25 protein-coding genes are annotated in these 25976 nt (G+C 66.7%); 17 read left to right on the top strand and 8 right to left on the bottom strand.

The genetic code is table 11. The features are described 5' to 3' along the window. From TBU01S_RS05125 to TBU01S_RS05095, 7 genes are all read left to right on the top strand, one after another. Positions 1–552, top strand: a 552-nt coding sequence (locus TBU01S_RS05125; RefSeq protein ID WP_068635560.1) for an inositol monophosphatase family protein, incomplete at its 5' end; no start/stop codon positions are given. A 117-nt stretch (positions 553–669) separates the two neighbouring features. Then, positions 670–1545 (top strand): phosphoribulokinase, encoded by an 876-nt coding sequence (locus TBU01S_RS05120; RefSeq protein ID WP_068635559.1) that lies wholly within the window; start codon positions 670–672, stop codon positions 1543–1545. A 128-nt stretch (positions 1546–1673) separates the two neighbouring features. Continuing rightward, positions 1674–3689 (top strand): transketolase, encoded by a 2016-nt coding sequence (gene tkt / locus TBU01S_RS05115; protein WP_068635558.1) that lies wholly within the window; start codon positions 1674–1676, stop codon positions 3687–3689. 45 nt (positions 3690–3734) lie between these two features. Next, complete coding sequence (gene gap, locus TBU01S_RS05110) at positions 3735–4763, top strand: type I glyceraldehyde-3-phosphate dehydrogenase (protein ID WP_068635557.1); 1029 nt, start codon at positions 3735–3737, stop codon at positions 4761–4763. A 165-nt stretch (positions 4764–4928) separates the two neighbouring features. Further along, entirely contained in the window at positions 4929–5237 is a 309-nt protein-coding gene (locus TBU01S_RS05105) for a helix-turn-helix domain-containing protein (RefSeq protein WP_068635556.1), read from the top strand. A gap of 30 nt (positions 5238–5267) precedes the next feature. Beyond that, on the top strand, positions 5268–6200 hold the full coding sequence (locus tag TBU01S_RS05100; RefSeq protein WP_068635555.1) for a DUF4351 domain-containing protein: 933 nt from the start codon (positions 5268–5270) through the stop codon (positions 6198–6200). Between the two features lie 246 nt (positions 6201–6446). Further along, on the top strand, positions 6447–7631 hold the full coding sequence (locus TBU01S_RS05095; protein WP_068635554.1) for a phosphoglycerate kinase: 1185 nt from the start codon (positions 6447–6449) through the stop codon (positions 7629–7631). 75 nt (positions 7632–7706) lie between these two features. Here the strand turns inward: TBU01S_RS05095 and TBU01S_RS05090 are convergent, their stop codons facing one another. Beyond that, on the bottom strand, positions 7707–8177 hold the full coding sequence (locus tag TBU01S_RS05090) for a hypothetical protein (RefSeq protein WP_245650855.1): 471 nt from the start codon (positions 8175–8177) through the stop codon (positions 7707–7709). A 100-nt stretch (positions 8178–8277) separates the two neighbouring features. On the opposite strand from TBU01S_RS05090, the gene pyk reads away from it, so the two are divergent. Then, entirely contained in the window at positions 8278–9738 is a 1461-nt protein-coding gene (pyk, locus tag TBU01S_RS05085) for a pyruvate kinase (RefSeq protein ID WP_068635552.1), read from the top strand. Positions 9739–9842: 104 nt separating this feature from the next. Next, a complete protein-coding gene (fba, locus tag TBU01S_RS05080; RefSeq protein ID WP_068635551.1) occupies positions 9843–10907 on the top strand; it encodes a class II fructose-bisphosphate aldolase in 1065 nt (354 codons plus the stop codon). Between the two features lie 116 nt (positions 10908–11023). Here the strand turns inward: fba and TBU01S_RS05075 are convergent, their stop codons facing one another. Both TBU01S_RS05075 and TBU01S_RS05070 read right to left on the bottom strand, forming a co-directional pair. Continuing rightward, a complete protein-coding gene (locus tag TBU01S_RS05075) occupies positions 11024–11794 on the bottom strand; it encodes a slipin family protein (RefSeq protein ID WP_068635550.1) in 771 nt (256 codons plus the stop codon). Continuing rightward, a complete protein-coding gene (locus TBU01S_RS05070) occupies positions 11791–13218 on the bottom strand; it encodes an NfeD family protein (protein WP_245650854.1) in 1428 nt (475 codons plus the stop codon). Before TBU01S_RS05070 ends, TBU01S_RS05075 begins: the two co-directional genes overlap by 4 nt. Before the next feature lie 236 nt (positions 13219–13454). Between TBU01S_RS05070 and TBU01S_RS05065 the strand changes: the two genes are divergently transcribed. Next, entirely contained in the window at positions 13455–14762 is a 1308-nt protein-coding gene (locus tag TBU01S_RS05065) for a DUF3422 family protein (protein ID WP_068635548.1), read from the top strand. A gap of 21 nt (positions 14763–14783) precedes the next feature. Here the strand turns inward: TBU01S_RS05065 and TBU01S_RS05060 are convergent, their stop codons facing one another. Further along, complete coding sequence (locus tag TBU01S_RS05060; RefSeq protein WP_245650853.1) at positions 14784–15137, bottom strand: hypothetical protein; 354 nt, start codon at positions 15135–15137, stop codon at positions 14784–14786. A 542-nt stretch (positions 15138–15679) separates the two neighbouring features. Here TBU01S_RS05060 and TBU01S_RS05055 point away from each other — a divergent pair. Beyond that, on the top strand, positions 15680–16276 hold the full coding sequence (locus TBU01S_RS05055; RefSeq protein ID WP_068635547.1) for a LysE family translocator: 597 nt from the start codon (positions 15680–15682) through the stop codon (positions 16274–16276). Here the strand turns inward: TBU01S_RS05055 and TBU01S_RS05050 are convergent. Continuing rightward, positions 16208–17080, bottom strand: coding sequence for an AraC family transcriptional regulator (locus TBU01S_RS05050; RefSeq protein ID WP_068635546.1), 873 nt, complete (start codon positions 17078–17080; stop codon positions 16208–16210). The two genes, TBU01S_RS05055 and TBU01S_RS05050, sit on opposite strands and share 69 nt — an antisense overlap. A 302-nt stretch (positions 17081–17382) precedes the next feature. Here TBU01S_RS05050 and TBU01S_RS05045 point away from each other — a divergent pair, with 302 nt between their 5' ends. From TBU01S_RS05045 to TBU01S_RS05035, 3 genes are all read left to right on the top strand, one after another. Beyond that, on the top strand, positions 17383–18318 hold the full coding sequence (locus tag TBU01S_RS05045; protein ID WP_068635569.1) for a phosphoribosylaminoimidazolesuccinocarboxamide synthase: 936 nt from the start codon (positions 17383–17385) through the stop codon (positions 18316–18318). Positions 18319–18486: 168 nt separating this feature from the next. After that, positions 18487–19260, top strand: coding sequence for a DUF2189 domain-containing protein (locus TBU01S_RS05040; RefSeq protein ID WP_068635545.1), 774 nt, complete (start codon positions 18487–18489; stop codon positions 19258–19260). 114 nt (positions 19261–19374) lie between these two features. Continuing rightward, entirely contained in the window at positions 19375–21444 is a 2070-nt protein-coding gene (locus tag TBU01S_RS05035) for a M3 family metallopeptidase (protein ID WP_068635544.1), read from the top strand. 58 nt (positions 21445–21502) lie between these two features. Here the strand turns inward: TBU01S_RS05035 and TBU01S_RS05030 are convergent, their stop codons facing one another. From TBU01S_RS05030 to TBU01S_RS05020, 3 genes are all read right to left on the bottom strand, one after another. After that, positions 21503–22420: a ZIP family metal transporter gene (locus tag TBU01S_RS05030; protein WP_068635543.1), complete on the bottom strand. Its 918-nt coding sequence runs from the start codon at positions 22418–22420 to the stop codon at positions 21503–21505. A gap of 16 nt (positions 22421–22436) precedes the next feature. Further along, entirely contained in the window at positions 22437–23060 is a 624-nt protein-coding gene (locus TBU01S_RS05025; protein ID WP_068635542.1) for a superoxide dismutase, read from the bottom strand. 72 nt (positions 23061–23132) lie between these two features. Beyond that, on the bottom strand, positions 23133–23795 hold the full coding sequence (locus TBU01S_RS05020; RefSeq protein WP_068635568.1) for a DUF2325 domain-containing protein: 663 nt from the start codon (positions 23793–23795) through the stop codon (positions 23133–23135). A gap of 317 nt (positions 23796–24112) precedes the next feature. Here TBU01S_RS05020 and xth point away from each other — a divergent pair, with 317 nt between their 5' ends. The 3 genes from xth to TBU01S_RS05005 all read left to right on the top strand — a co-directional run bounded on the left by xth (position 24113) and on the right by TBU01S_RS05005 (position 25872). Further along, complete coding sequence (gene xth / locus TBU01S_RS05015; RefSeq protein WP_068635541.1) at positions 24113–24877, top strand: exodeoxyribonuclease III; 765 nt, start codon at positions 24113–24115, stop codon at positions 24875–24877. Positions 24878–24881: 4 nt separating this feature from the next. Next, positions 24882–25556, top strand: coding sequence for a Crp/Fnr family transcriptional regulator (locus tag TBU01S_RS05010; RefSeq protein WP_068635540.1), 675 nt, complete (start codon positions 24882–24884; stop codon positions 25554–25556). Between the two features lie 124 nt (positions 25557–25680). Further along, positions 25681–25872: a YgaP family membrane protein gene (locus tag TBU01S_RS05005; protein ID WP_068635539.1), complete on the top strand. Its 192-nt coding sequence runs from the start codon at positions 25681–25683 to the stop codon at positions 25870–25872. Positions 25873–25976 lie beyond the last annotated feature (104 nt).

Here is a 25976-nt window from a genome sequence, read left to right as displayed (position 1 = left end):
GGCCTGTGGTGCATCGACCCGATCGACGGCACGACCAACTTCGCCAACGGCATTCCGCTGTTCGCCGTGTCGATCGCCTACCTGATCGAGCACGAACCGGTGCTGGGCGTGGTCTATAACCCGATCACCGACGAATCCTTCTATGCCGCGCGCGGCGCCGGCGCCTTTCTCAACGGCACCGAACTGCCGCTGCGCGAAGGTGCGTCCAGCCTGCGCGATGCGGTGGCCGGCGTCGACTTCAAGCGCATCAGCCACCACCTGGGCGACGAACTGGCGGTGCGCCCGCCCTATTACTCGCAGCGCAACTTCGGCTCCAGCGCGCTGGAATGGTGTTTCGTCGCCGCCGGCCGGCTGGACGTCTACCTGCATGGCGGCCAGATGCTGTGGGACTACGCCGCCGGCCGGCTGATCCTGGCCGAAGCGGGCGGCGTGGCCGAAGCGCTGGACGGCGGCTCGCTGATGTCCGGCCCGGCGCTGAAGCGCGGCGTCATCGCCGCCGTCAATCCGGGGTTGTTCAGCGAATGGTCGGCCTGGGTGAAGACACGATCCTGAGCGCACGAGACGGCCGTCCAGCACCTCGCAGAACGGCCCGCTCCACGATCTATCCTGCGTTGCTGCGCCGCAATATACTGCACGCCACGCATTTTTCCGTGCAGCACGGAGACCACCATGTCCATGAAGCACCCGATCATCGCCGTCACCGGTTCCTCCGGCGCAGGCACCACGACGGTGAAGCACACTTTCGAAGCCATCTTCGACCGTGAACACGTCAATGCCGCGATCGTCGAAGGCGACAGCTTCCATCGCTACACGCGGGCGGAGATGAAGGCGCGGATCGAGGAAGCCGAGCGCGCCGGAGAGCGCGGCATCAGCCATTTCGGCCCCGAAGCCAACATGTTCTCCGACCTGGAAAGCCTGTTCCGCGCCTACGGCGAAGCCGCCACCGGCCGCCGCCGGCACTACATCCACAACGAGGCGCAATCCATGCGCTGGAACCTGCCGATGGGCACCTTCACCGAATGGGAAGACCTGCCGGTCGGCACCGACTGCCTGTTCTACGAAGGCCTGCACGGCGCCGTCGTCACCGACGATGTCGACGTCTCGCGCCATGTCGATCTGCTGATCGGCGTGGTACCGACGATCAACCTCGAATGGATCCAGAAGCTGCACCGCGACACCCGGATCCGCGGCTATTCGGCCGACGCGGTGCAGGACACCATTCTGCGCCGCATGCACGACTACGTGCATTACATCGTGCCGCAGTTCGCCCGCACCCACATCAACTTCCAGCGCGTGCCGATCGTCGACACCTCGAACCCCTTCATCGCCCGCGACGTGCCGACGCAGGATGAATCGATGGTGGTGATCCGCTTCAAGGACCCGCGCGGGGTGGATTTCCCCTATCTGCTGAACATGATCCCCAACGCCTTCATGAGCCGCGCCAACACCATCGTCGTTCCCGGCGGCAAGCTCGACCTGGCGATGCAGCTGATCCTGACACCGCTGATCTGGAAGCTGATGGAGCGGCGCCGGCAGTCGGTATGAGCGCTGCGGCAATACCCGCAACGGAGCGCCGGACAGGCTCATACGCCATTGCGGCATTGGCATCGGCAAGGGCTTTTAAGGGATAATTGCGGTTTTTCCGATAGCGGCCTCCGGCCCGAGAACACAGCATGCAGTCGACCCGCAACGTCAAGCTCCCGGTCTTCAACCCCGTTACCGGCGCGATCCGCGCCCTGGCGATGGACGCCGTGCAACAGGCCAACTCCGGCCATCCCGGCGCGCCGATGGGCATGGCCGAGATCGCCGAAGTGCTGTGGCGCCACCACCTGAAGCACAACCCGGCCAATCCCAAGTGGGCCGACCGCGACCGCTTCGTGCTGTCCAACGGCCACGGCTCGATGCTGATCTACGCGCTGCTGCACCTCACCGGCTACGACCTGCCGATCGACGAGCTCAAGCGTTTCCGCCAACTGCACAGCAAGACCCCCGGCCACCCCGAATACGGCTACGCCCCCGGCATCGAGACCACCACCGGCCCGCTCGGCCAGGGCATCACCAACGCGGTCGGCATGGCGCTGGCCGAAAAGCTGCTCGCTGCCGACTTCAACCGCCCCGGCCATGAAGTGGTCGATCACCATACCTGGGCCTTCCTCGGCGACGGCTGCCTGATGGAAGGCATCTCGCACGAAGCCTGCTCGCTGGCCGGCACCTGGGGCCTGGGCAAGCTGATCGCCTTCTACGACGACAACAACATCTCGATCGACGGCCACGTCGATGGCTGGTTCACCGACGACACTCCCAAGCGCTTCGAAGCCTACGGCTGGCAGGTGATCCGCGACGTGCAGGGCCACGACCCGGCCGCCATCGAAGCCGCGATCCAGCAGGCCAAGGGCAACACCACGCAGCCCACGCTGATCTGCTGCAAGACCGTGATCGGCGCCGGCGCACCCAACAAGCAGGGCAGCCACGACGTGCACGGCGCCCCGCTCGGTGCCGCCGAAATCGAGGCCGCGCGCGCCCACATCGGCTGGACCCACCCGCCGTTCGAGATCCCGGCCGAGGTCTACGCCGCCTGGGACGCCCGCGCCAAGGGCGCCGAAGCCGAAGCGCAGTGGAACGCCCGCTTCGCCGCCTACCGCGCCGCCCACCCCGAGCTCGCCGCCGAATTCGAGCGCCGCATGGCCGGCGAACTGCCCTCCGACTGGGACGCCCACGTCGCCGCCGTGCTCGCCAAGGTGACCGACAAGGCCGAAACCATCGCCACCCGCAAGGCCAGCCAGAACAGCATCGAAGCCTACGCGCCCAAGCTGCCCGAACTGCTCGGCGGCTCGGCCGACCTGGCGGGCTCCAACCTCACGCTATGGTCGGGCGCCAAGGGCGTGAGCCGCGACGGCGGCGGCAACTACGTGTATTACGGCGTGCGCGAATTCGGCATGGCCGCGATCGCCAACGGCGTCAGCCTGCACGGCGGCCTGATCCCCTACACCGCCACCTTCCTGATGTTCAGCGAATATGCGCGCAACGCCCTGCGCATGGCGGCGCTGATGAAGATCCGCCAGATCTTCGTGTTCACCCACGATTCGATCGGCCTCGGCGAGGACGGCCCCACCCACCAGCCGGTCGAGCAGATCGCCACGCTGCGGCTGATCCCCAACATGGACGTCTGGCGCCCCTGCGACACCACCGAATCGGCCGTCGCCTGGGCAAGCGCCATCGAACGCAGCACCGGCCCCAGCAGCCTGTGCTTCTCGCGCCAGAACCTGCCTTTCCAGCCCCGCAGCGCCGGGCAGGTGGCCGACATCCGCCGCGGCGGCTACGTCCTGGCCGAAGCGGATGGCGCGGCCCGTGCCGTCATCCTCGCCACCGGCTCCGAAGTCGCGCTGGCGCTGGCTGCCCAGCGGCAACTGGCCGAAGAAGGCATCGCCGTCCGCGTGGTGTCGATGCCGAGCACCAACGTCTTCGACCGCCAGGACGAGGCGTACAAGGCCGACGTGCTGCCCAAGGGCCTGCCGCGCGTGGCGGTCGAGGCCGGCGTCAGCGACGGCTGGCGCAAGTACGTGGGCCTGGAAGGCGAAGTCGTCGGCATCGACCGTTTCGGCGAATCCGCCCCCGCCGGCGAGCTGTTCAAGTATTTCGGCATCACCACCGAGGCCGTCGTGGCCGCGGTCAGGAAAGCGCTCGCCTGATGCGAGCGATCGGTTTCGTATATCCATGAAGAGGGAGAAGCATCGATGAGCATCAAGGTCGCCATCAACGGTTTCGGTCGTATCGGTCGCTGCACGCTGCGCGCCATCTACGAGCAGGGACTGCAGAACGAATTCGAAGTGGTCGCCATCAACGCTTCCGGCGATCTGGCCACCAATGCCCACCTGTTGAAGTACGACACCACCCACGGCCGCTTCGCCACCTCGGTCGAGACCGAAGGCGAGAACGTCATCATCATCGACGGCAAGAAGATCCCCTTCTACTCCACCAAGGACCCGAAGGGCGTCAACTGGGGCAGCCACGGCGTGGACGTGCTGCTGGAATGCACCGGCGCCTACACCACCAAGGCCAAGGCCCAGGCCCTGCTCGACCAGGGTGCCCGCCGCGTGCTGATCTCGGCGCCGGGCGGCGACGACGTGGACACCACCATCGTCATGGGCGTCAATGAAGACGCGCTGAAGGCTGGCATGACCGTCGTTTCCAACGCCTCGTGCACCACCAACTGCCTGGCCCCGGTGGCCAAGATCCTGGCCGACAGCGTGGGCATCAAGCAGGGTCTGATGACCACCATCCACGCCTACACCAACGACCAGGTCACCGTCGACGTCCGCCACAAGGACCTGCGCCGCGCCCGCGCCGCCGCCGCCAACATCATCCCGACCAAGACCGGCGCCGCCAAGGCCGTCGGCCTGGTGCTGCCGCAACTGGCCGGCAAGGTCGACGGCTTCGCCCTGCGCGTGCCGACGATCAACGTCTCGCTGGTCGATCTGACCTTCACCGCCGAGCGCGCCACCACCAAGGAAGAGATCAACGAGCTGATGAGCGCCGCGGCCAACGGCCCGCTGAAGGGCATCCTGGCGGTCAACACCGAGCCGCTGGTGTCTTCCGACTTCAACCACACCACCGTCTCCTCCACCTTCGACGCCACCCAGACCCGCGTCATCAAGGGCGAGGACGGCTCGGTGCTGGTCAAGGTGCTGGCCTGGTACGACAACGAGTGGGGCTATTCCTGCCGCATGCTCGACGCCGCCCGCGCCTTCGTCGCCGCAAAGTAAGCCGCGGCCCGCAAGGGCAAGCGCAAAAAAGCCCGCCCGGCTTCGGCCCGGCGGGCTTTTTCATGGCTAGACAGACTCTTCAAACTCTCATGCATTCAGCACACCCCAAAAACATGAGAAGCAAACTCCGTAGATGCATGCACATCGTAATCACACCATGCGGACATGTCTGCCAAATTCCGCACACCTCAGCCTCCGTCCCAAGGCGCCTCACTGCGCGACGTGCTGGCCTACTGGGTGTGCCTGCATCGGGTGGAAAAAGGCTGGTCGCAGGAACGGCTGGCGCTGGAGAGCGAGCTGGACCGCACCTATGTTTCTGCGGTGGAGCGTTCGCGCTGGAACGTTTCACTGCAGAACATCGAGCGCCTGGCCGCGGCGCTGGAGGTTGAAGCCTGGACGCTGCTGTATCCGCCGGGCGGGGGCACAGAACACAAGCATGGTTTTCCCTCTGGCGCAGACGACATTGACATATAATCCCACCTGCCATGCAAACGGGATTGCGCGATGCCGCCGGCCAGCCACGACCAGAACTTCAAGAACCTCATCCTCGACTACCCGCGCCAGGCACTGGCCTTCTTCGCCGCCAGCGAAGCGCTGGACATCGATGCATCGGTGCGCATCACGCCGGTCCGCCAGGAGCAACTGAAAAGTCGCCTCGGCGACCGCTTCCGCGAACTCGACGTGCCGCTGCTCGTCGAGTGGCCCGATGGCCGGCGCGAGGCGCTGCTGTTCATCGTCGAGGAACAGAGCGATCCAGCCCGTTTCTCCATCCACCGGCTCGGCCACTACTGCCTCGATCTGGCCGAGCTGTGCAGGACCGACCGCGTCGTGCCGGTCGTCATCTTCCTGCACGGCAGCAGCACCATCCGCCAGTGCCTGGAGCTGGGCAGCGAGCGCTTCGCCTTTCTGTCCTTCAGCTACCTGTTCTGCATTCTCGACGAACTGCCCGCCGAGCAGTACCAGGACAGCGACAACATCGTCGCCCGCCTGAACCTGCCCAACATGGCCTACCCGCGCGAGCGCATCATCGATGTCTGCGCCTGGGCCTTCCGCGGCCTGCTGAACCTCGAACCGGATCCGGAAAAACGCCTCAAATACATGGACTTCATCGACATCTACAGCAGGCTCGACGATAATGAGCGACTGCTTTTTGCCCAGCACTACCCGCAGGAGGACCAGACCATGATGACCTGGAGCGAACGCATGCGCAGCGAAGGCATGCAGAAGGGGATTCAACAGGGCATCCTGCAAGGTATGGAACGCGGTCTGCAGCAAGGCGAACTTACCGTGCTGACCCGCCTGCTCACCCGCCGCTTCGGCCCGCTCGACGCCGCGACCCGAGAGCGCCTGCAAAACGCCACCCCGGCCGAACTCGAACACTGGGCCGACAACATCCTCGATGCGCAAACGCTGGAGGATGTGTTCGGCCAGGGCTGAAGCCGGCGCAAAACCGCCGAACGCCCTGCGTGGGAATTACCCGATCAACTCTGCGGTAAAATCCCGCCGTTCTGCCCTGACCTGCCCTTCCGTGCTCGGTTCGCCCTTCAATCCGCCACTCGCGCATCGGCCGTGGCTTGCCGCGCACGCCATGCCATCGGGCCTGGTGTCGTGCCGTGCTGCTTTCCGGGCAATCACTGGCGAGCCGGTGGGGCTGACGATTGCAACGACACCCAGGAAACCATCATGAAAGTGAAGAAGCTCAACGAACTCGACGTGCGCGGCAAGAAGGTCTTCATCCGCGCCGACCTCAACGTGCCGCAGGACGAAGCCGGCAACATCACCGAGGACACCCGCATCCGCGCCTCCATCCCGTCGATCCAGTACTGCCTGGACAAGGGCGCGGCGGTGATGGTCACCTCCCACCTCGGCCGCCCGACCGAAGGCACGGTCGGCCCCGACGACACCCTGGCGCCGGTCGCCGTGCGCCTGGGCCAGTTGCTGAACAAGCCGGTCAAGCTGATTGCCGACTGGGTCGACGGCGACTTCACGGTCAAGCCGGGCGAAGTCGTGCTGCTGGAGAACTGCCGCTGCAACAAGGGCGAGAAGAAGGACAACGAAGAGCTGGCGAAGAAGATGGCCGCGCTGTGCGACATCTACGTCAACGACGCCTTCGGCACCGCCCACCGCGCCGAAGCCACCACCCACGGCATCGCCCGCTTCGCCCCGGTGGCCTGCGCCGGCATGCTGATGGGCGCCGAGATCGACGCGCTCAGCAAGGCCCTTCACGAACCGAAGCGACCGCTGGTCGCGATCGTCGGCGGCGCCAAGGTGTCCACCAAGCTGACCATCCTGAAGACCCTGGCGGCCAAGGTCGACCAGCTCATCGTCGGCGGCGGCATCGCCAACACCTTCCTGCTCGCCGCCGGCAAGCGCATCGGCGAATCGCTGGCCGAGCCGGAGATGGTGCGCGAGGCCCAGCAGGTCATGGACATCATGAAGGAACGCGGCGCCGAAGTGCCGCTGCCGGTGGATGTGGTGGTGGCCGACGAGGTTTCCGCGCTGGCGCGTGCGAACCGCATCCCGGTGGATGAGGTCGGCCCGCACGACCGCATCCTCGACTTCGGCCCGAAGTCCTCGGCCAAGCTCGCCGACATCATCGCCCACGCCGGCACCATCGTCTGGAACGGCCCGGTCGGCGTCTTCGAATACGCCCAGTTCGCCGGCGGCACCAAGATGATGGCTTCGGCCATCGCCCACTCCGAAGCCTTCTCGATCGCCGGCGGCGGCGATACCCTGGCGGCCATCGCCAAGTTCAACATCGCCGACGACGTGGGTTACATCTCGACCGGCGGCGGCGCCTTCCTCGAATTCCTCGAAGGCAAGACCCTGCCGGCGATCGCCGCGCTGGAAGCACGCTACGCCGACTGAAAGGCATCTGCGTTCCCGCACGACGAAAAGGGGCGCCGCGCGGCGCCCCTTTCTCGTTACCGGGCCAGAACGGATTCAGGGTATCGGGTGCAGCATCAGGTCGGTCTTGCGCCGGCCGGGCGTGCTTCTCCGGTCCTGCCGGGCATCGACGAACTGCATGCGCCGAGCAAGGATGTAAGGGTCCCGGCGATTGTGGTGGCGGCGGTCCTCATGGTGCTGATAGATGCACTCGCAACGGCTGCTTTCACAGTCCGCCAGCGGCAGGTGCGGAGCATGCGCGGCCAGGAAGCACTGCCCCGTCAGCTTGCGCACCGCCTCGCAGCCGTCCCCGCGGACTTCGAGCACCACGCAATGATATGGATGTTTCGGCATCTCCTTACGCGCTGGCGCCGGTGGCGCCCGCCGCTGCAGCAGCAGCCAGCCGGCCAGCACGCCGGCGATCAGGGCGAGCACGACTGCAAATTCCATGATCCTTCCCCAGGCTTGTGCGCCGACTTCCAGTCTAGTCACCGAAAACTGGATTTTCCATTCCGGCGGCGATGCCATCGCACAGGACGGAAGCCCCGCAGCAGCAGCCGTCGCCCGACTCCGGTTTAGAATGCACGGCAATGCCGCAGTTCGCAGGAACACGCCTCCGGGAGCCCCCATGCCACGCCACACCAAGATCGTTGCCACCCTCGGCCCTGCCTCGTCCGATCTCGAAGTATTGCAGCGCATGGTCGGCGCCGGCGTCGACGTCGTGCGCATGAACTTTTCCCACGGCACCGCCGAGGCCCACATCGCCCGCGCCGAAGCCGTCCGCCAGGCTGCGGCGCTCGTCGGCCGCCCGGTCGGCATCCTGGCCGATTTGCAGGGCCCCAAGATCCGCATCGGCCGGTTCGCCGAAGGCCGCATCACGCTGGAACGCGATGCGGCCTTCATCCTCGATGCCCGTTGCGAGCTCGGCAATGCGCAGCGCGTGGGACTGGACTACAAGGACCTGCCCAAGGACGTGAAGGCGGGCGACGTGCTGCTGCTCGACGATGGCCGGCTCAAGCTCGGCGTGCAGCGTGTGGCCGGCCACGAGATCCACACCATCGTCAGGGTGGGCGGCGAACTGTCGAACAACAAGGGCATCAACCGCCAGGGCGGCGGCCTGACCGCGCCGGCACTGACGGCCAAGGACATGGACGACATCCGCACCGCGGCGCAGATCGGCGTCGATTTCGTCGCCGTGTCCTTCCCCAAGAGCGCGGCCGACATGTACATGGCGCGCCAGCTGATGCGCGCCGCGGGCGGCGGCGACGCGCTGCTGATTGCCAAGATCGAGCGCAGCGAAGCCGTGGCCAACCTCGACGGGATCCTCGACGCCTCCGACGGCATCATGGTCGCGCGCGGCGACCTCGCGGTCGAAGTCGGCGATGCCGCCGTGCCGGCACTGCAGAAGCGGATGCTGCGCGCGGCACGCGACCGCAACAAACTCACCATCACCGCGACGCAGATGATGGAATCGATGATCACCAGCCCGGTGCCGACCCGCGCCGAGGTGTCGGACGTCGCCAATGCGGTACTCGACGGCACCGATGCGGTGATGCTGTCGGCCGAGACCGCCTCGGGCCGCTTCCCGGTCGAAGTCGTCGAGGCGATGAGCCGGGTCTGCCTGGAGGCGGAGAAGTCGGGCGAGGTCACGCTCGACCGCGAAGTGCTGGATCGCGTGTTCACCCGCATCGACCAGTCGATCGCGATGGCGGCGATGTGGACCGCCTACCACCTGAAGGTCAAGGCCATCGCCTCGCTGACGCAGACCGGCTCGACCGCACTGTGGATGAGCCGGCTGAACTGCGGCGTGCCGATCTACGCGCTCACCCCCGAAGTCGGCGCCCGCAACCAGATGACACTGTACCGCGAGGTCTATCCGCTGCTGATGAGCCAGACCCACCAGGACCGCGACGTGCTGCTGTGGGAGGCCGAGCAGATCCTGCTCGAACAGGGCGTGGTCGACTACGGCGACCTGATCGTGCTGACGATCGGCGAGCCCATCGGCGCCGCTGGCGGCACCAACACGCTCAAGATCGTGCGCGTCGGCGACCATCCCGCCGCGGGAGCCTCGGCGCCACAGGATTTGTAACACCATGGCATGCCGAAGCCATCGCCCGCACGCAACGCATCATCGGCTCGTGTATTAGAATGCAGGGTTAGTTTCGACCATCGCCCGCCACCAGGAGAACCTACATGCCCCTCGTTTCCATGCGCCAGCTGCTCGACCATGCCGCCGAACACAGCTACGGCCTGCCCGCGTTCAACGTCAACAATCTCGAACAGGTCCAGGCCATCATGGAAGCGGCGTCCGAATGCGACAGCCCGGTGATCATGCAGGCCTCGGCCGGCGCCCGCAAATATGCCGGCGAAGCCTTCCTGCGCCACCTGATCGACGCCGCCGTCGAAACCTATCCGCACCTCCCGGTCGTCATGCACCAGGACCACGGCCAGAGCCCGGCAGTGTGCATGGGCGCGATCCGCTCCGGCTTCTCCAGCGTGATGATGGACGGCTCGCTGCTGGAAGACGGCAAGACCCCCTCCTCCTACGACTACAACGTCGCCGTCACCCGTGAAGTGGTCAAGTTCTCGCACGCCATCGGCGTCAGCGTCGAAGGCGAGCTCGGCTGCCTCGGCTCGCTCGAGACCGGCCAGGCCGGCGAGGAAGACGGCATCGGCGCCGAAGGCACGCTCGACCATTCGCAGATGCTGACCGACCCCGACCAGGCCGCCGACTTCGTCAAGCAGACCGACTGCGACGCGCTCGCCATCGCCATCGGCACCAGCCACGGCGCCTACAAGTTCAGCCGCAAGCCCACCGGCGACATCCTTTCCATCGAGCGCGTCAAGGCCATCCACGCCCGCATCCCCAACACCCATCTGGTGATGCACGGCTCGTCTTCGGTGCCGCAGGAGCTGCTCGAAATCATCCGCCAGTACGGCGGCGACATGAAGGAAACCTATGGCGTGCCGGTCGAGGAAATCGTCGAAGGCATCAAGTACGGCGTGCGCAAGATCAACATCGATACCGACATCCGCCTGGCGATGACCGGCGCGGTGCGCAAGTTCCTGGTCGAGCACCCATCCAAGTTCGACCCGCGCGAATTCAACAAGCCCGCGCGCGAAGCCGCCAAGCTGGTGTGCAAGGCCCGTTTCGAAGCCTTCGGCAGCGCCGGCATGGCCAGCAGGATCAAGGCCGTCCCGCTGGAAAAGATGGCCGCGCGCTACAAGGCCGGCGAACTGGCCCAGATCGTGCGCTGAGCCTCCCCCACCGCAGTACCGCGAGAACGCGCCTCAGGGCGCGTTCTTCGTTTGAACGCCCCGACGCGGCCAGGCGCAACCGGGCATTCGATACACCTGGGCGATCCGGTCCAAATCTATTCCCCGCCCGCCGCCTTGCGGCCGCCGGCCAGTGCGCTGAGCAGTTCCACCGGCACCGGAAACACCACCGTCGAATTGTGCTCGCCGGCCACCTGCGTCAGCGTCTGCAGATAGCGCAGTTGCATCGCCGCCGGCTCGCGCGACAGCATCTCGGCCGCTTCGCTCAGCGTCTGCGCCGCCTGCTTTTCGCCTTCGGCATGGATCACCTTGGCCCGCCGCTCGCGTTCGGCCTCGGCCTGGCGGGCGATGGCGCGGACCATGCTCTCGTTGAGGTCGATGTGCTTGATCTCGACGTTGGTCACCTTGATTCCCCAGGAGTCGGTCTGGGCGTCGAGGATCTGCTGGACGTCGAGATTCAGGCGCTCGCGTTCGGCCAGCATCTCGTCCAACTCGTGCTTGCCGAGCACCGCGCGCAGCGTCGTCTGCGCGAGCTGGCTGGTGGCGACGAGGTAGTTCTCGACCTGGATGATCGCCTTCTGCGGATCGACCACGCGGAAGAACACGATGGCATTGACCTTGACCGAGACGTTGTCGCGCGAGATCACGTCCTGCGCCGGCACGTCCATGGTCACCACGCGCAGATCCACCTTGACCATCTGCTGCAGGCCGGGGATCACGATCACCAGGCCGGGGCCCTTCACTTTCCAGAAGCGCCCGAGCAGGAAGATCACGCCGCGCTCGTACTCGCGCAGGATCTTGATCGAAGAGGCGAGCACGAACAGCAGCAGGATGATGAGGGGAGCGAACCCCAGTTGAAGGTCGATCATGGCGCATTACTCCTCGCATCGATGGAAACGGGTTCGGGGGCGACTTCCAGGGTCAGGCCGTCGAGGCGGACGACGCGCACCCTGGTGCCAGCCGCCAGCGGCGCCTCGCTGCGCGCCCGCCAGCTCTCCCCATGCACCGTCACCCAGCAGTCGCCTCTGCCGGCCGGACCGATTACCGTACCGACGGCGCCGGCCATTTCCTCGCGCCCGCTGACCACCGGCCGCTTGAAGCTGCGCGCGGCGAAACCGCCTATCGCCAGCAGGATCGCCGCGCTGGCCAGCGCCAGGCCGACGATCAGCGCCAGCGGCACGCCGAAGCCGGGCGCCTCGGCATCCATCAGGAACAGGCCGCCGACGACGAAGGCGATCACGCCGCCGATGCCGAAGGCGCCGAAACTCGGCAGGAAGGCTTCGGCCAGCATCAAGCCGGCGCCGACCGCGATCAGCGCCACGCCGGCCCAGTTCACCGGCAGCAGCTGGAAAGCATAGAGCGCGATCAGCAGCGAGATCGCACCAGCCACGCCGGGCACACCGAAGCCGGGCGAAGTAGCCTCGAAGAACAGGCCGTAGATGCCGATCATCATCAGGATCAGCGCCACCTGCGGATGGGCGAGCACGGCCAGCACGCGATTGCGCAGATCCGCCTCGTGGCGCTCGATCACCGCGTTGCCCGTCGCCAGCGTGACGGTGCCGCTGCCGAGCCTGACTTCCCGGCCATCGAGGCGGGCCAGCAGATCGGGCAGATCCGCGGCGACCAGATCGATCACGCCCTGCTGCAAGGCCTCGTCCGCCGACAGGCTGGCCGCCTCGCGTACCGCCCGCTCGGCGAAGTCGGCATCGCGCCCGCGCAGCTGCGCCAGGCTGCGGATGTAGGCGGCGGCATCGGCCACCGACTTCGCGCTCATCGCATCGCCGCCGGCCAATGGCTTCCGCGCCGGCGCAGCACCGGCTTCATCGTTCTTGCCGGCCGGCTTGGCGGCATCCGCTCCAGAGTCCGATTCGGCACCCGCTTCGGTGTCCGGCGGCCTCGGCTGCGCACCGCCGATGCCGATCGCCACCGGCGTGGCCGCACCGAGGTTGGTCGCCGGCGCCATCGCCGCCACATGGCTGGCATAGAGGATGTAGGTGCCTGCGCTTGCGGCCCGGGCGCCTTCGGGCGCGACGAAGGTCGCCACCGGCACCGGCGAGGCCAGAATGTCCTTGATGATCAGGCGCATCGAAGTATCGAGCCCGCCGGGGGTGTCCATCTCGATCACCGCCAGCTCCGCCCCCTGCTCGGCCGCGCGTGCCAGCCCACGGTGCAGATAGTCGGCAGTGGCCGGACCGATCACGCCATCCACACGCAGCACGACCACCCGCTTGTCCTGGGCGCTGGCCACGGCACCGCCGAGAGCGATCACGAGCGCAGCCAGCAATCCCCACATCAGCCATCCGAACGATGAAACCCTGGGTTCCCGCATGCCATGACCTCCGCCGGTGCCCTTGCATGTCCGTGCCTATTCGAAAGCCAGGGCGGCACCAAAGTTCAAGCATAGGCGAACGATCGCGCCGCTGCATGCCGGCCGGGCTTGCACACGGGCGTGCTTGTCATGTCCGGCGCCGATCGGCAAGATTGTGCCCCCAAGCCCCGCAACCGGGCAAAACCAGGCTCCAGGACGCCATGCCCCAGTTCGAACAACACCCCCTGCGCTGGAGTCTCAGCGGCGAGATCCACGCCCGGCCGCCGGTCGCGCTGGATACGCCGGCCTTCGTCACCTATCTCGCCTTCACTCACCACGAAGGCAGCGCCGAACGCGAAGCCGGCCACCTGCGGGCACTGGCCGAACAACTCGCCCTGCCCATGCCCGACCCCGGTTCCGGCCACATCGAACTGAGCGTCGGCGCACACGGCACGGGTGGTTTCCGCCTGAAATGGGAACGGCACAATGAGTTTTCCAGCTACTGTTTCTTCCGCCGCATCGATCCGGCCACCACCGGCAACGGCGACTACGCGCTGCTGAACGTGCCCACCGCCTGGCTCGACGCGATCCCCGGCCAGTTGATCGCGGCCACGCACATCGAGATGCGCCGGGCCGCCGACCTGCCCCTGGAAACCGTGCTGCAGCAGCAGTCGCCCTACGGCCATCCCCTGGTCGCCTCGAGAGTGGCCGGCGGCGCCGGCTGGGTGCTGACCGATTTTCACCTGCACGACGGTTTCTCGCACTTCCTGGTGCTGAACGAGCATCTCACGCCGCGCCAGGCTGGCCGCATCGCCCAGCGCCTGGTCGAAATCGAGACCTACCGCGTGATGGCCCTGCTCGCCTTTCCGGTGGCAAAGGAGGTCGGCCGCCTGGTGTCGCGCGCGGAGGACGAACTGGCGGATCTGATGGTCGGCATGGACCGGGCACGCAGTGCCGGGGACGACCGCGCGATCCTCGCCCGCCTGTCGCGGCTCGCCGCCGAAGTCGAACGTTCGGTGGCGCTCACCACCTTCCGCTTCGGCGCCGCCGCCGCCTACTACCGGCTGGTGCGCCAGCGCATCGAAGACTTGCGCGAGGAGCGCCTGCCGGGCTTCTCGCCGATCAGCGAGTTCATGGACCGCCGCCTGGTGCCGGCGATCGACACCTGTACCTCGATCGCCCGCCGGCAGGACGACCTGTCGGCACGGATCGCGCGCAACTCGCAACTGCTGCGCACCCGCGTGGATATCGAACTGGAACGCCAGAACCAGGAACTGCTGGCGCAGATGAACCGCCGCGCCAAGATCCAGCTCCACCTGCAGGAGACGGTGGAAGGCCTGTCGGTGGTGGCGATCACCTACTACGCCTCACAACTGGTGAACTACGTCGCCAAGGGCGCCAAGGACTTCATCCTCCCTGCCACGCCGGAGTTGATCACCGCGGTGTCGATCCCGCTGATCGCCGGCTTCGTGTTCATGGGACTGAAGCGGATGCGCAAGCTGCTGGGCAACGGCGAGGGCCACGGCTGAGCACCGAGGGTCCGGTGCCGCTCAGGACTGCCGGCTGCGCCGGCGCTCCGCCGGACGCCGCAGCTCGCCCTCGCCCGCGGCGGGCTGCTCCCCCCGAGCAGCATCACGCACTTCGTGCGGCGCAGCCCCTTGCGCCTCGTCGCGAGAGCGCGATCCGCGCAGATCGCCGATCGTTGCCCGCACGCTCTTGAGGTGGTATTCCATCAGCAGCTTCTTCGTGTCCTCGGGCACCACGGGGTCGTGATAGATGCTGTGGAAGAGCTGGGACTGCACGAACATGGTCTGTCGCTTGATCGTGGCGCAATCAGGATGCCTGACCCCATTGTTCAGCTTCGCCACGATCAAGAGCACGTCGCGCTTGAACTTGTAGATCACTGGCGTCCTTTCCCGCGAACCGACGGCTGGCGCCCTGTCCGTCGCACATTCGAGAAGTCTTGTCAGGAAGGATCTCATGATTCACCGGCTGGTATTCGGGGCTCAGGGCAACGCCTTGCGGCTGCCCGGAGACGCATCGTCCGGCAGCATGGCTGCGTGAATGAATCCCGGGATTCTACCCGCTGATAATTCCGGCCCAATACCCCCTACCGCCCACGTCGAGCACTTCCTCCCCCGCGCAGGGCGGCGTACGGCGAAGAGCCCGTAAACGCAGAAACCGGGGCGGCGGTGCCTCACTGGAGGAAGCGAAATTCACGGCGTGGTTTCGGGCCGGACCCGGAAGGCGTCCGGGCTTCCGGCAGAATCGCTCCCTGGACCGTCCCATCGGACCTGCCCCCGGCGTCCCCCGCAGCAAAGGGTGGACTTTCCTGCTGCAGCATTTGGCCTGTGCCACACAACCGCCGCCGACATCAATTCCGTTCAATACCGCGGACGGCAGACGCTGCGACATTCACAGCCTTCGAGCAAACGGAGGCCCATGAATGAGCCTTGCAGCAGTCATCCTTCCCATGTCCGCGTTCGCGCTCGCGGCGTCGATATCCCCGGGCCCGGTCAACATGGTCTGCCTCGGCAGCGGCACACGCTACGGGATACGGGCGAGCCTGGGCTTCGTCAGCGGCGCGACGGCGGGCTTCATCGCGCTCTTCGCCGCCGTCGGCCTGGGGCTTGCCGCGGCGATGGCACAACTGCCGCTGCTGACCTTGCTGCTGCGCTGGGGCGGCGTCGCTTTCCTGCTCTACCTGAGCTGGCAGCTCGTGAAGGACGATGGCAGGCTGGCCGACCGCGGCACTGAAGCGCCGCCGGGCTTCACCACCGGGGCGCTCATGCAGTGGCTCAATCCGAAAGCCTGGCTGGCTGCCGCTTCCGGCATCGGCGCCTACACCAGCGGCGCGGCGCCGGGCGAACTGGCCTTGTTCGCCGCACTCTACGCCCCGATCTGCTGGGTTTCGCTCGCTTGCTGGGTCTATGCCGGCGCCTTCCTGCGGCGGCAGGTCGCCCGTCCGTCCGTGCTACGCACGCTGAACCGCGTGCTCGCCGTCCTGCTCGCGGGCAGTTGCATCTTCCTGCTGGTCGACTGAAATCCGGCGATACTGCCTCGGCATGGCCGCCAGCAGCCGCTTGAACACGCGCTGGAAGTGGGGCTGGTCGGCGAAGCCGCTTTCGAGCGCGGCATCGGCGATCGGCTGCCCGCGCCGCAATGCGCGCTGGCCGAGCTGCACGCGGCGATTGATCGCATAAGCGTGCGGCGTGAGCCGGAAATGCTGCTTGAAGCAGCGGATCAGATGGCCGGGGCTGAGCCCGGCCTGCCTGCACAAGGCATCGATCGATACCTCCTCGGCGCAATGCGCATCCAGATAGTCCGCCACCGCGCGCAGCTGCGCAGGCGGCTTCCTCGCCGCGCCACGAGCCGAAAGGCGAGGCATCAGGCCCGCCAGGAAAGCGACCAGGCGGGCGTTCTTGGCACTCGCGGACAGCGCAGGATCGAGCAGGCAGGCCGCAAGCCCGGTGAAGGCATCGAAGACAGCGGGCTCGCGCGACACATCCGGCGACAAGTCTTCCCATACCCGGGTGCGGGCGAAACCGAGCCGGCAGCGCAGACCGGCAAGCCAGTTCGCATCGACATACAGCATCAGATACGCCCATGGCCGGCCTTCGACCGGGTTGCAGGCATGCACCGACTCCGGATTGATCAGCACCAGCGTGCCGGCTTCGACGTGGTAGCTGCGCCGCCCGCAGACGAAGCTGCTCTCGCCGCCGACGATCGCCCCAAGCGACCATTCCGCATGCGCATGGGGCGCATAGCAGACGGTCCGGCCGTCATCCACTTTTCTCAGTTCGACATGGGGCAGCGCGGGATCGCGCCAGAAGACGGGATGGCTCATGAAGGGCTCGCAGGCACGGCGTATTCCACCGAAGTGTAGCGTGCCGCCGGCCCGCGGCAAGCCTCGGCCCTTGCACACCCGGCCGCGACGGGCCAGCGCCAGCAAGCCGAGCGCTGCGAAGGACAGCGCGGGCGACCCGGGCTCGGGCACGGCATTGGCCGGCGGTGGAGCGGAAGGCTGCCCGGCCTCGGGACCGGATTTGCCGGGTGACGCCGATCACATCCCGCCGCATCGCCCACGACGGCGCGCAGCGCACGGCACTCCCCTATAATTCCCGCTTTGCCAGCAAGCGAGGCCCCACCGTGGCAACTCCCCTGTTCGAAACTTCCATCACCAGCCTGCCGCTGCTCGGCCGCGGCAAGGTACGCGACATCTATGCCATCGACGACGACAAGCTGCTGATCGTCACCAGCGACCGCCTGTCGGCCTTCGACGTGGTCCTGCCCGATCCGATTCCGGACAAGGGCCGCGTACTGGTGGCGCTGGCCAACTTCTGGTTCGAGCGGCTCGGCCACATCCTGCCCAACCAGCTCACCGGCATCGACCCCGAAACCGTGGTCGCCGCCGACGAGCGCGACCAGGTGCGCGACCGTGCGCTGGTGGTCAAGCGCCTGAAGCCGCTGCCGATCGAAGCCGTGGTGCGCGGCTACGTGATCGGCTCGGGCTGGAAGGACTACCAGGCCACCGGCACCATCTGCGGCATCGCCCTGCCCCCCGGCTTGCAGCAGGCGGCGAAGCTGCCGGCGCCGATCTTCACGCCCTCGTCCAAGGCCGAGGCCGGTGAGCACGACGAGAACATCTCCTTCGAGCAGGCCCAGGAACGCTGCGACACGATGCTGAAGGACGTGCTCGCCGGCACCGGCAAGACCGGCGCCCAGCTCGCCGAAGAGGCCCGCAAGGCCGCGATCGCGCTGTACTCGGAAGCGGCCAGCTATGCCGCCGGCCGCGGCATCATCATCGCCGACACCAAGTTCGAGTTCGGCATCGACGGCGCCGGCACCCTGCACCTGATCGACGAGGCGCTGACGCCGGACTCCTCGCGCTTCTGGCCTGCCGACAGCTACCGTGAAGGCATCAGCCCGCCCTCCTTCGACAAGCAGTACGTGCGCGACTACCTGGAAACGCTCGACTGGGACAAGACCGCCCCCGGCCCCAGGCTGCCGCCCGACGTCATCGAGCATACGGCGGAAAAATACCGCGACGCCTACCAGCGGCTGACGGGCTACAAGCTCGACTGAAGCCTGCCGGCGCCGACGCCGGCCCGGCATCGGCGCCGCGACGCGAACGACTCGCATTCCCGAACTCGCGGTTCTTTTCCTGGTCTCAGAGGCAACCCGACACCGCCATGTGCCGTCCGGCATGGCGGTGCGGTGTGTTCGACCCACGTCAGATCACCGGAGGTTGCCATGGACAAGCCGTTCAACTCGCTGGAACAGCATTTCCACCTGCCCCGCATACGGGAAGTCGATACATCACGCCCCTTCCAATGGTTGCGCATGGGCTGGAGCGACATGCGTGCGAACCTGGGGGCCAGCCTCAGCTATGGCCTCGTCCTCGCCGCGATCGGCTACGCCATCCTGTCCTACGCCGCGACCACGCCTTATCTATTTACCGCGGCGATCTCGGGCTTTCTGCTGATCGGCCCGATCGCAGCGGCGGGGCTGTACGAAATATCCCGTCGCCACGAACGCGGCGAACCCGCCTCGCTGACCGACTCACTGCGCGGCCTGTGGCGCCACAGCGACGGCATGGCCTATTTCGGCGCCTTCCTCGCCATCACCCTGATCGGCTGGGAACGCATGTCGGCCATCCTGTTCGCGCTGTTCTACGGCAGGGAACTGCCGGAAGTGACGCATTTCTTCCGCGACATCTTCCTGTCCGGTGAACACCTTTCCTTCGTCCTGGCCTACATGGCGACGGGCGGCATACTGGCCGCGGTGGTGTTCGCGCTGTCGGCAATCGCGATCCCGATGATGATGGACCGCGACACCGACGCGATCACCGCAGCCATGGCCAGCCTGCGCGCAGTGGCCGTCAACCTTGGCGCCATGGCGCTGTGGGCGGCGCTGATCGTCGCGCTGGTCGCGGCCGGCTTCGCCACGATGATGGTCGGCATGATCGTCCTGCTGCCCTTGCTCGGCCATGCAACCTGGCATGCCTACCGCGACATGATCGACTGACTGCCGTACCGGCATGGGGATGCACGGGCGCCGGCCGCGGCGCCCGTGGCATTTTTTCCGGCACAATAGCCCGCCCTGGCCCGCAATTCACAACCGCCACCGAGATTCAGCCCAATGAACGATGCCGTTGCCAATCCCCTGCTCGACTTTTCCGGCATGCCACGCTTTGCCGACATCAAGCCGGAGCACGTCGAACCCGCCATCGAGCACCTGATCGATGAAAACCGACGCCTGATCGGACGCCTCACCGCCGATCCGGCGACGCCGACCTGGGACGGCTTCGTCGGCCCGATGGACGAGGCCGGCGAACGCCTGGGCCGCGCCTGGGGCGTGGTCGGCCACCTGCACAGCGTGTTCGACGTGCCGGAATGGCGCGAAGCCTACAACGCCATGCTGCCGGACATCTCGCGCTTCTATGCCGAAGTCGGCCAGAACCTGGCGCTGTTCGAGAAGTACAAGGCGCTGCGCGACAGCCCCGAATTCGCCACCCTGTCGCCGGTGCGCCAGCGCATCCTCGAACACGCGCTGCGCGACTTCCGCCTGTCCGGCGCCGAACTGCCTGACGAGCAGAAGCCGCGCTTCCAGGCCATCCAGGAGGAAATGTCGCAGCTCGCGGCAAAGTTCTCCGAAAACCTGCTCGACGCCACCAACGCCCATGCGGAATGGATCGGCGACGAAGCCCAGCTTGCCGGCATCCCCGACGACGCGCGCGAAGCCGCCCGCGCCGCCGCCGAAGCCGAAGGCAGGCCGGGCTGGAAGTTCAACCTGCAGATGCCCTCCTACCTGCCGGTGCTGCAGTACGCCGACGACCGCGAGCTGCGCGCGCGCATGTACCGCGCCTACGCCACCCGCGCCTCCGAGCTGGGCGATGCCGAACTCGACAACGGCCCGCTGATCGGCCGCATCCTCGCGCTGCGCGACGAGGAAGCGCGCATGCTCGGCTACCGCAACTTCGCCGAAGTGTCGCTGGTGCCGAAGATGGCCGACACGCCCGAGCAGGTGCTCGGCTTCCTGCGCGACCTCGCGGCCAAGGCCAAGCCTTTCGCCGAGCGCGACCTGGAAGAGTTGCGTGCCTTCGCCGCCCAGGAACTCGGCCTTGCCGAGCTGCAGCCTTGGGATGTCGCCTACGCCTCGGAAAAGCTGCGCCAGCAGCGCTACGCCTACTCCGACCAGGAAGTGAAGCAGTACTTCCCCGAACCCAAGGTGCTGGACGGCCTGTTCGGCGTGATCCGCGCCCTGTACCGCGTCGACATCCTGCCCGACGAAGCGCCGGCATGGGATCCGGACGTGCGCTTTTTCCGCATCGAGAAGGAAGGGGAGCTGGTCGGCCACTTCTATCTCGACCTGCATGCACGCCCGACCAAGCGCGGCGGCGCCTGGATGGATTCGGCCCGCAGCCGCCACCGCGACACCTGGGGCAGCGACACGCCGGTCGCCTATCTGGTGTGCAACTTCCCCGGCCCGGTCGGTGGCAAGCCCGCCACCTTCACCCACGACGACGTGCTGACGCTGTTCCACGAGTGCGGCCACGGCCTGCACCACCTGCTCACCCAGGTGGACGAACTGGCGGTATCCGGCATCAACGGCGTGGAGTGGGATGCGGTCGAACTGCCCAGCCAGTTCATGGAGAACTTCTGCTGGGAATGGGACGTGCTGCAAGGCATGACCGCCCATGTCGATACCGGCGAGCCGCTGCCGCGCGCGCTGTACGACAAGATGATCGCGGCGAAGAACTTCCAGAGCGGCATGCAGACCGTGCGCCAGCTCGAGTTCTCGATGTTCGACCTGCGCCTGCACGGCGAGCTGGATGCCGCCGCCGGCCCCGTGCCGATCGAACGCGTGATGGCGCTGCTCGACGAAGTGCGCAAGGAAGTCGCGGTGATGATCCCGCCCGCCTGGCACCGTTTCCCGCACAGCTTCTCGCACATTTTCGCCGGTGGCTACGCGGCGGGCTACTACAGCTACAAGTGGGCGGAAGTGCTGTCGGCCGACGCCTTCGAAGCCTTCGAGGAGGCCGGCGCCGGCAGGGGCAGCCTGCTCGATCCCGAGACCGGCGCGCGCTTCTGGCGCGAGATCCTGGCCGTGGGCGGCAGCCGCCCGGCGCTGGAATCCTTCAAGGCTTTCCGCGGCCGCGAGCCGAAGGTCGACGCCCTGCTGCGCCACAGCGGCATGGTGGACGCCTGAATGAAAGCCTGATGGCCGAATGCCGCCGCCCATGACCGGGCAGCGGCATTCGGCAACATCAGCCCAGCGCGGTGTCCAGCACCATCATCAGCACGAAACCGATCATCAGCCCCGCCGTGGCATAAGCCTCGTGCCCCTTGCGGTGCGATTCGGGGATGATCTCGTGGCTGATCACGAACAGCATCGCGCCGGCAGCGAAACCCAGCCCCCACGGCAGCAGCGCTGCCGAGTAGCCGACCACCGCGGCGCCCAGTACGGCGCCGACCGGCTCGACCAGGCCGGACGCGATCCCCAGCCCGACCGCGACCGCGCGCCGATAGCCCGCCGCCAGCAGCGCGACGGCCACCACCAGCCCTTCCGGCACGTCCTGGATCGCGATGCCCATCGCCAGCGCGTTGGCCCGCATGCCTTCGTTGCCGGCGTAACCGACCCCGATCGCCACCCCTTCGGGCAGGTTGTGCAGCGCGATCGCAAACACGAACAGCCAGGTGCGACGCAGCTTCTGCGCCACCGCGCCTTCGCGGCCCTTGATGAAGTGCTCGTGCGGCAGCAGGCGATCCATGGCCAGCAGAACGACGCCACCCAGCAGGACCGCAATGCCGACGACCGCACCCGCCGCCCACGGCCCGCCGCCGAAGCTGCCGGCATCCTGCGCCGCCTGCAGACCGGGAATGACGAGCGAAAACGCGCTGGCCGCCAGCATGACGCCGGCACCGAAACCGAACAGGCTGTCCTGCACACGTTCGGACAGGCGTTGCGAGAACAGCACCGGCAGCGTACCGAGCGCGGTCGCCAGCGCCGCCACCGAGCCGCCGATCAGCGCGTTCAGCACCATCTGATTGCCCTGGACGAAGCGCCAGCTCTGCACGAGCAGGACGAGCGCGCCCGCCAGGCAAATGACCAGGCCGAGCCATTGCCTCGGCCGCCGGCCGCGCCACCAGGGCGGTGGTGAATCCAGTGTCGGCGTCTCGTCCATGTGATGATCGTCCCGCTTATCCCCGCGCCACGGCATGGCGACGGGCGACCTCGGCCCAATCGATGACCTCGTAGAACGCGGCGATGTATTCGGGGCGCCGGTTCTGGTACTTAAGATAGTAGGCGTGCTCCCAGACATCCAGCCCGAGGATCGCGGTGTTGCCCGAGCCGATCCCCTTCATCGCCGGATTGTCCTGATTGGCGCTGCTCTCGACGGCCAGCCTGCCGGACTTGTCCACCGTCAGCCAGGCCCAACCGCTGCCGAAGCGGCTCACCGCAGCTTTCGTGAAAGCCTCCTTGAAGGCATCGAAGCCGCCGAGATCGGCATCGATGGCACGCGCCAGATCGCCGTCCGGCTTGCCGCCGCCGGTGGGCGACATGATCGTCCAGAACAGGCTGTGGTTCGCATGCCCGCCGCCGTTGTTGCGCACCGGCGCACGCAGGGCTTCAGGCAGCGACTCGAGCTGCGCGATCAGTTCGTCGACCGGAAGTCCGGCATGTTCGGTGCCCTCCAGTGCCGCGTTGAGGTTGTTCACATAGGTCTGATGATGCCTGGTGTGATGGATCTCCATCGTCTGCGCGTCGATGTGCGGCTCCAGGGCGTCGTAGGCGTAGGGCAATGCAGGCAAGGTATGGGGCATGTCGATCTACCGGAAGAATTGGGGAAACTGAAGAGAAACGGCTACAGGACTGGGGACGACAGGATCGGCCGCTCATGTCCGCCTGCCCGGTACGTCGCCCGCCAGACTCAGCACGCGCAACTCCCCGGCACCGATCTTCTGCGCACCAGCGCTGTCCGGCACGCCGGCCTGCTCGACGAACACGCAGGTCTTGTTGGTCCGCTTGCAGTAGTCCTGCACCCGCCAGTAATCGCCGTGGCTCAGGCAGCCGGTCTGGCAGATCACCAGGTCGGCAGCACGCAGGCTCGCTTCCAGCGCCTCGGGATCGGCGGCTTGCAGCACCGCACCGGACGCAGGCGACTCCCCGACGACTGCGACGGTCGGCGCGCCGTCACCTTCTCCGCCACCCCACTGGCCAGGCACTCTGCCCCGCGGCCTTTCCCGCTGCAGGCGCTCGCGCATCAGCATCTGGATGCGCGCGACCAGCGTCTCCACATGGCGCGCCAGCGTGACGCGCTTGGACAGGCCGGGAATCGCTGCCTCCAGCGTGGCACGATCTTCCCGCTCCCAGGCCAGCGCGGTTTCCCGCATGATGACTTCGGCCTGCAGATGCATCACCTTCATCCGCAGGCGCTCCAGCTCGCGCGCCTGCGCGTGCAGCTGTTCGGTGCAGCGCCGTTGCGCACGGCCATAGTCGTGTATCAGCGCACGATGTTCCTGGGCGAGTTGATCGAAGTCATGGCTGGCGTATTCCACGGTCGGCCTCACAAGTCTTGCGCACACGGGGAGTGCGATGATCGGGACGCTTCGTCATGGCGAGTGACAAAGAAGATAAGCCGATACTATAAATGAGAATGATTTTTGTTCAAGTGGCAAACGGTAAAGACTCTTTCCAGCCATCGCCTCATCGCCCGCGGCGCCGCATCTGCCGTGCGGGTTGTGTTATGCGGCAAGTCGTGGCTGAATGGTCCGCTGCCGCAAGGCTGCCGGACTGCTCTCCGCAACTTGCGGCCATACCGTCACGCTGGCACGGAGCCGCCAGCGGACTCCTATAGAAACGAAATCCCGATCAGATGAAAATTGCCACCTGGAACGTCAACTCCCTCAAGGTCCGCCTGCCGCAGGTCCTCGACTGGCTGGCCGCCAACACGCCCGACGCGCTGTGCCTGCAGGAACTGAAACTCGAAGACAAGGCTTTCCCTGTCGCCGAACTCGAGGCCGCCGGCTACCACGCCGTGTTCATCGGCCAGAAGACCTACAACGGCGTCGCCATCCTCAGCCCGCGGCCGATCGACGAAGCAACGGTGGTACGCAACATCCCCGGCTTCGAGGACGAGCAGAAACGCATCATCGCCGCCACCATCGACGGCGTGCGGGTGGTGTGCGGCTATTTCCCCAACGGCCAGGCGGTGGGCTCGGACAAGTTCGAATACAAACTGAAATGGCTCGCTGCGCTGACCGATTGGCTGCGCGAGGAACTGAAGACGCACGAACGCCTGCTGCTGGCGGGCGACTTCAACATCGCCCCCGAGGACCGCGACGCCCACCCGGACTGGAAGGACGAGATCCACGTTTCCGTGCCGGAACGCGAGGCCTTCCGCGCCCTGCTCGACCTGGGGCTGATCGACGCCTTCCGCCTGTTCGAGCAGCCCGAACGTGCTTTCTCGTGGTGGGACTACCGCATGATGGCTTTCCGGCGCAATTTCGGCCTGCGCATCGACCACCTGCTGGTTTCACCCGCGCTGCGCGAAGCCTGCCGCAGCTGCACGGTGGACAAGGCACCCCGCCGCCTCGAACGGCCTTCCGACCACGCCCCGGTCGTGCTCGAACTTGCTTGAGACCATGGACGCCACCGAAACCGATCGCCTCTCGGCCTGCTATCCCATCCTGGACAAGCTGTCCGCGGATGCGCGCCTGCGCGTCCTGCGGAGCGCCCGCTGGATGCGCGTTCCAGCCGGCGCCATGCTGTTCGACGACCGCCAGGCCTGCGAAGGCTTTCCCTTCATCGTCGAAGGCTCGGTGCGCGTCAGCAAGTGCGCGCCGAACGGGCGCGAACTGCCGCTGTACCGCGTCGCACCGGGCGAAACCTGCATCATTTCCTCGTCCTGCCTGCTCGGCCACGAGGACTACAACGCCCGCGGCGTCACCGAAACCGACACCCTGCTGATGCTGCTGCCGAAGACGGTGTTCGACGACATGATGAACGAGCGCCCGTTCCGCGACTTCATCTTCCATCTTTTTGCCGAACGCATCGCCGACCTGATGCAGCTGATCGAGGAAGTGGCTTTCCGCAAGCTCGACCAGCGCCTGGCTGCCTTGCTGCTGGGCAAGGGCCGCACGCTGCACGTCACCCATCAGCAACTGGCCGACGAACTCGGCAGCGTACGCGAGATCGTCAGCCGCCTGCTGAAGAGTTTCGCCGACCAGGGCCTGGTGCGCCTGTCTCGCGAACAGGTGGAAATCCTCGATCCGGCAGGCCTGCGCAAACTGGCGGCAGAAGGTTCGACCAAGGCCTGAGGCAGCCGAGGCCCCGACGGGCTCTTTCTCCTTGACCAGCCCGCTCTGTAACCGTGGTTACAGACCGCGAATGGAATGGCATGCTCCAATCGAAGCACTATCCCATCCTTGCAAGGAGAACATCATGAAGAAGAACGTAGGCGGTATCGACAGGATCCTGCGTATCGTGGCCGGCATCGCGCTGATCGCCTGGGCCCTGATGGGCGGACCGGTCTGGGCCTGGATCGGCATCGTGCCGCTGGCCACCGGTGCCATGGGCTGGTGCCCGCTCTATCCGCTGCTCGGCTTCAGTACCTGCCCGCTGAGCAAGAAGTGAGCTGAGGCAGCGCGGCTTGGCGACCCGGAAACCTCCGGTCGCCGCAGCAAGGAAAAACGGCGGGACTTCACCATTGGAATCCTGCCGTTTGCTTTTTGCCGGGA

This window comes from Thauera butanivorans NBRC 103042, assembly GCF_001591165.1.
In the GTDB taxonomy this organism is placed as follows: domain Bacteria; phylum Pseudomonadota; class Gammaproteobacteria; order Burkholderiales; family Rhodocyclaceae; genus Thauera; species Thauera butanivorans.
The sequence above is the reverse complement of the archived record's forward strand: the minus strand, read 5'-3'. Positions and strand labels throughout refer to the sequence as shown.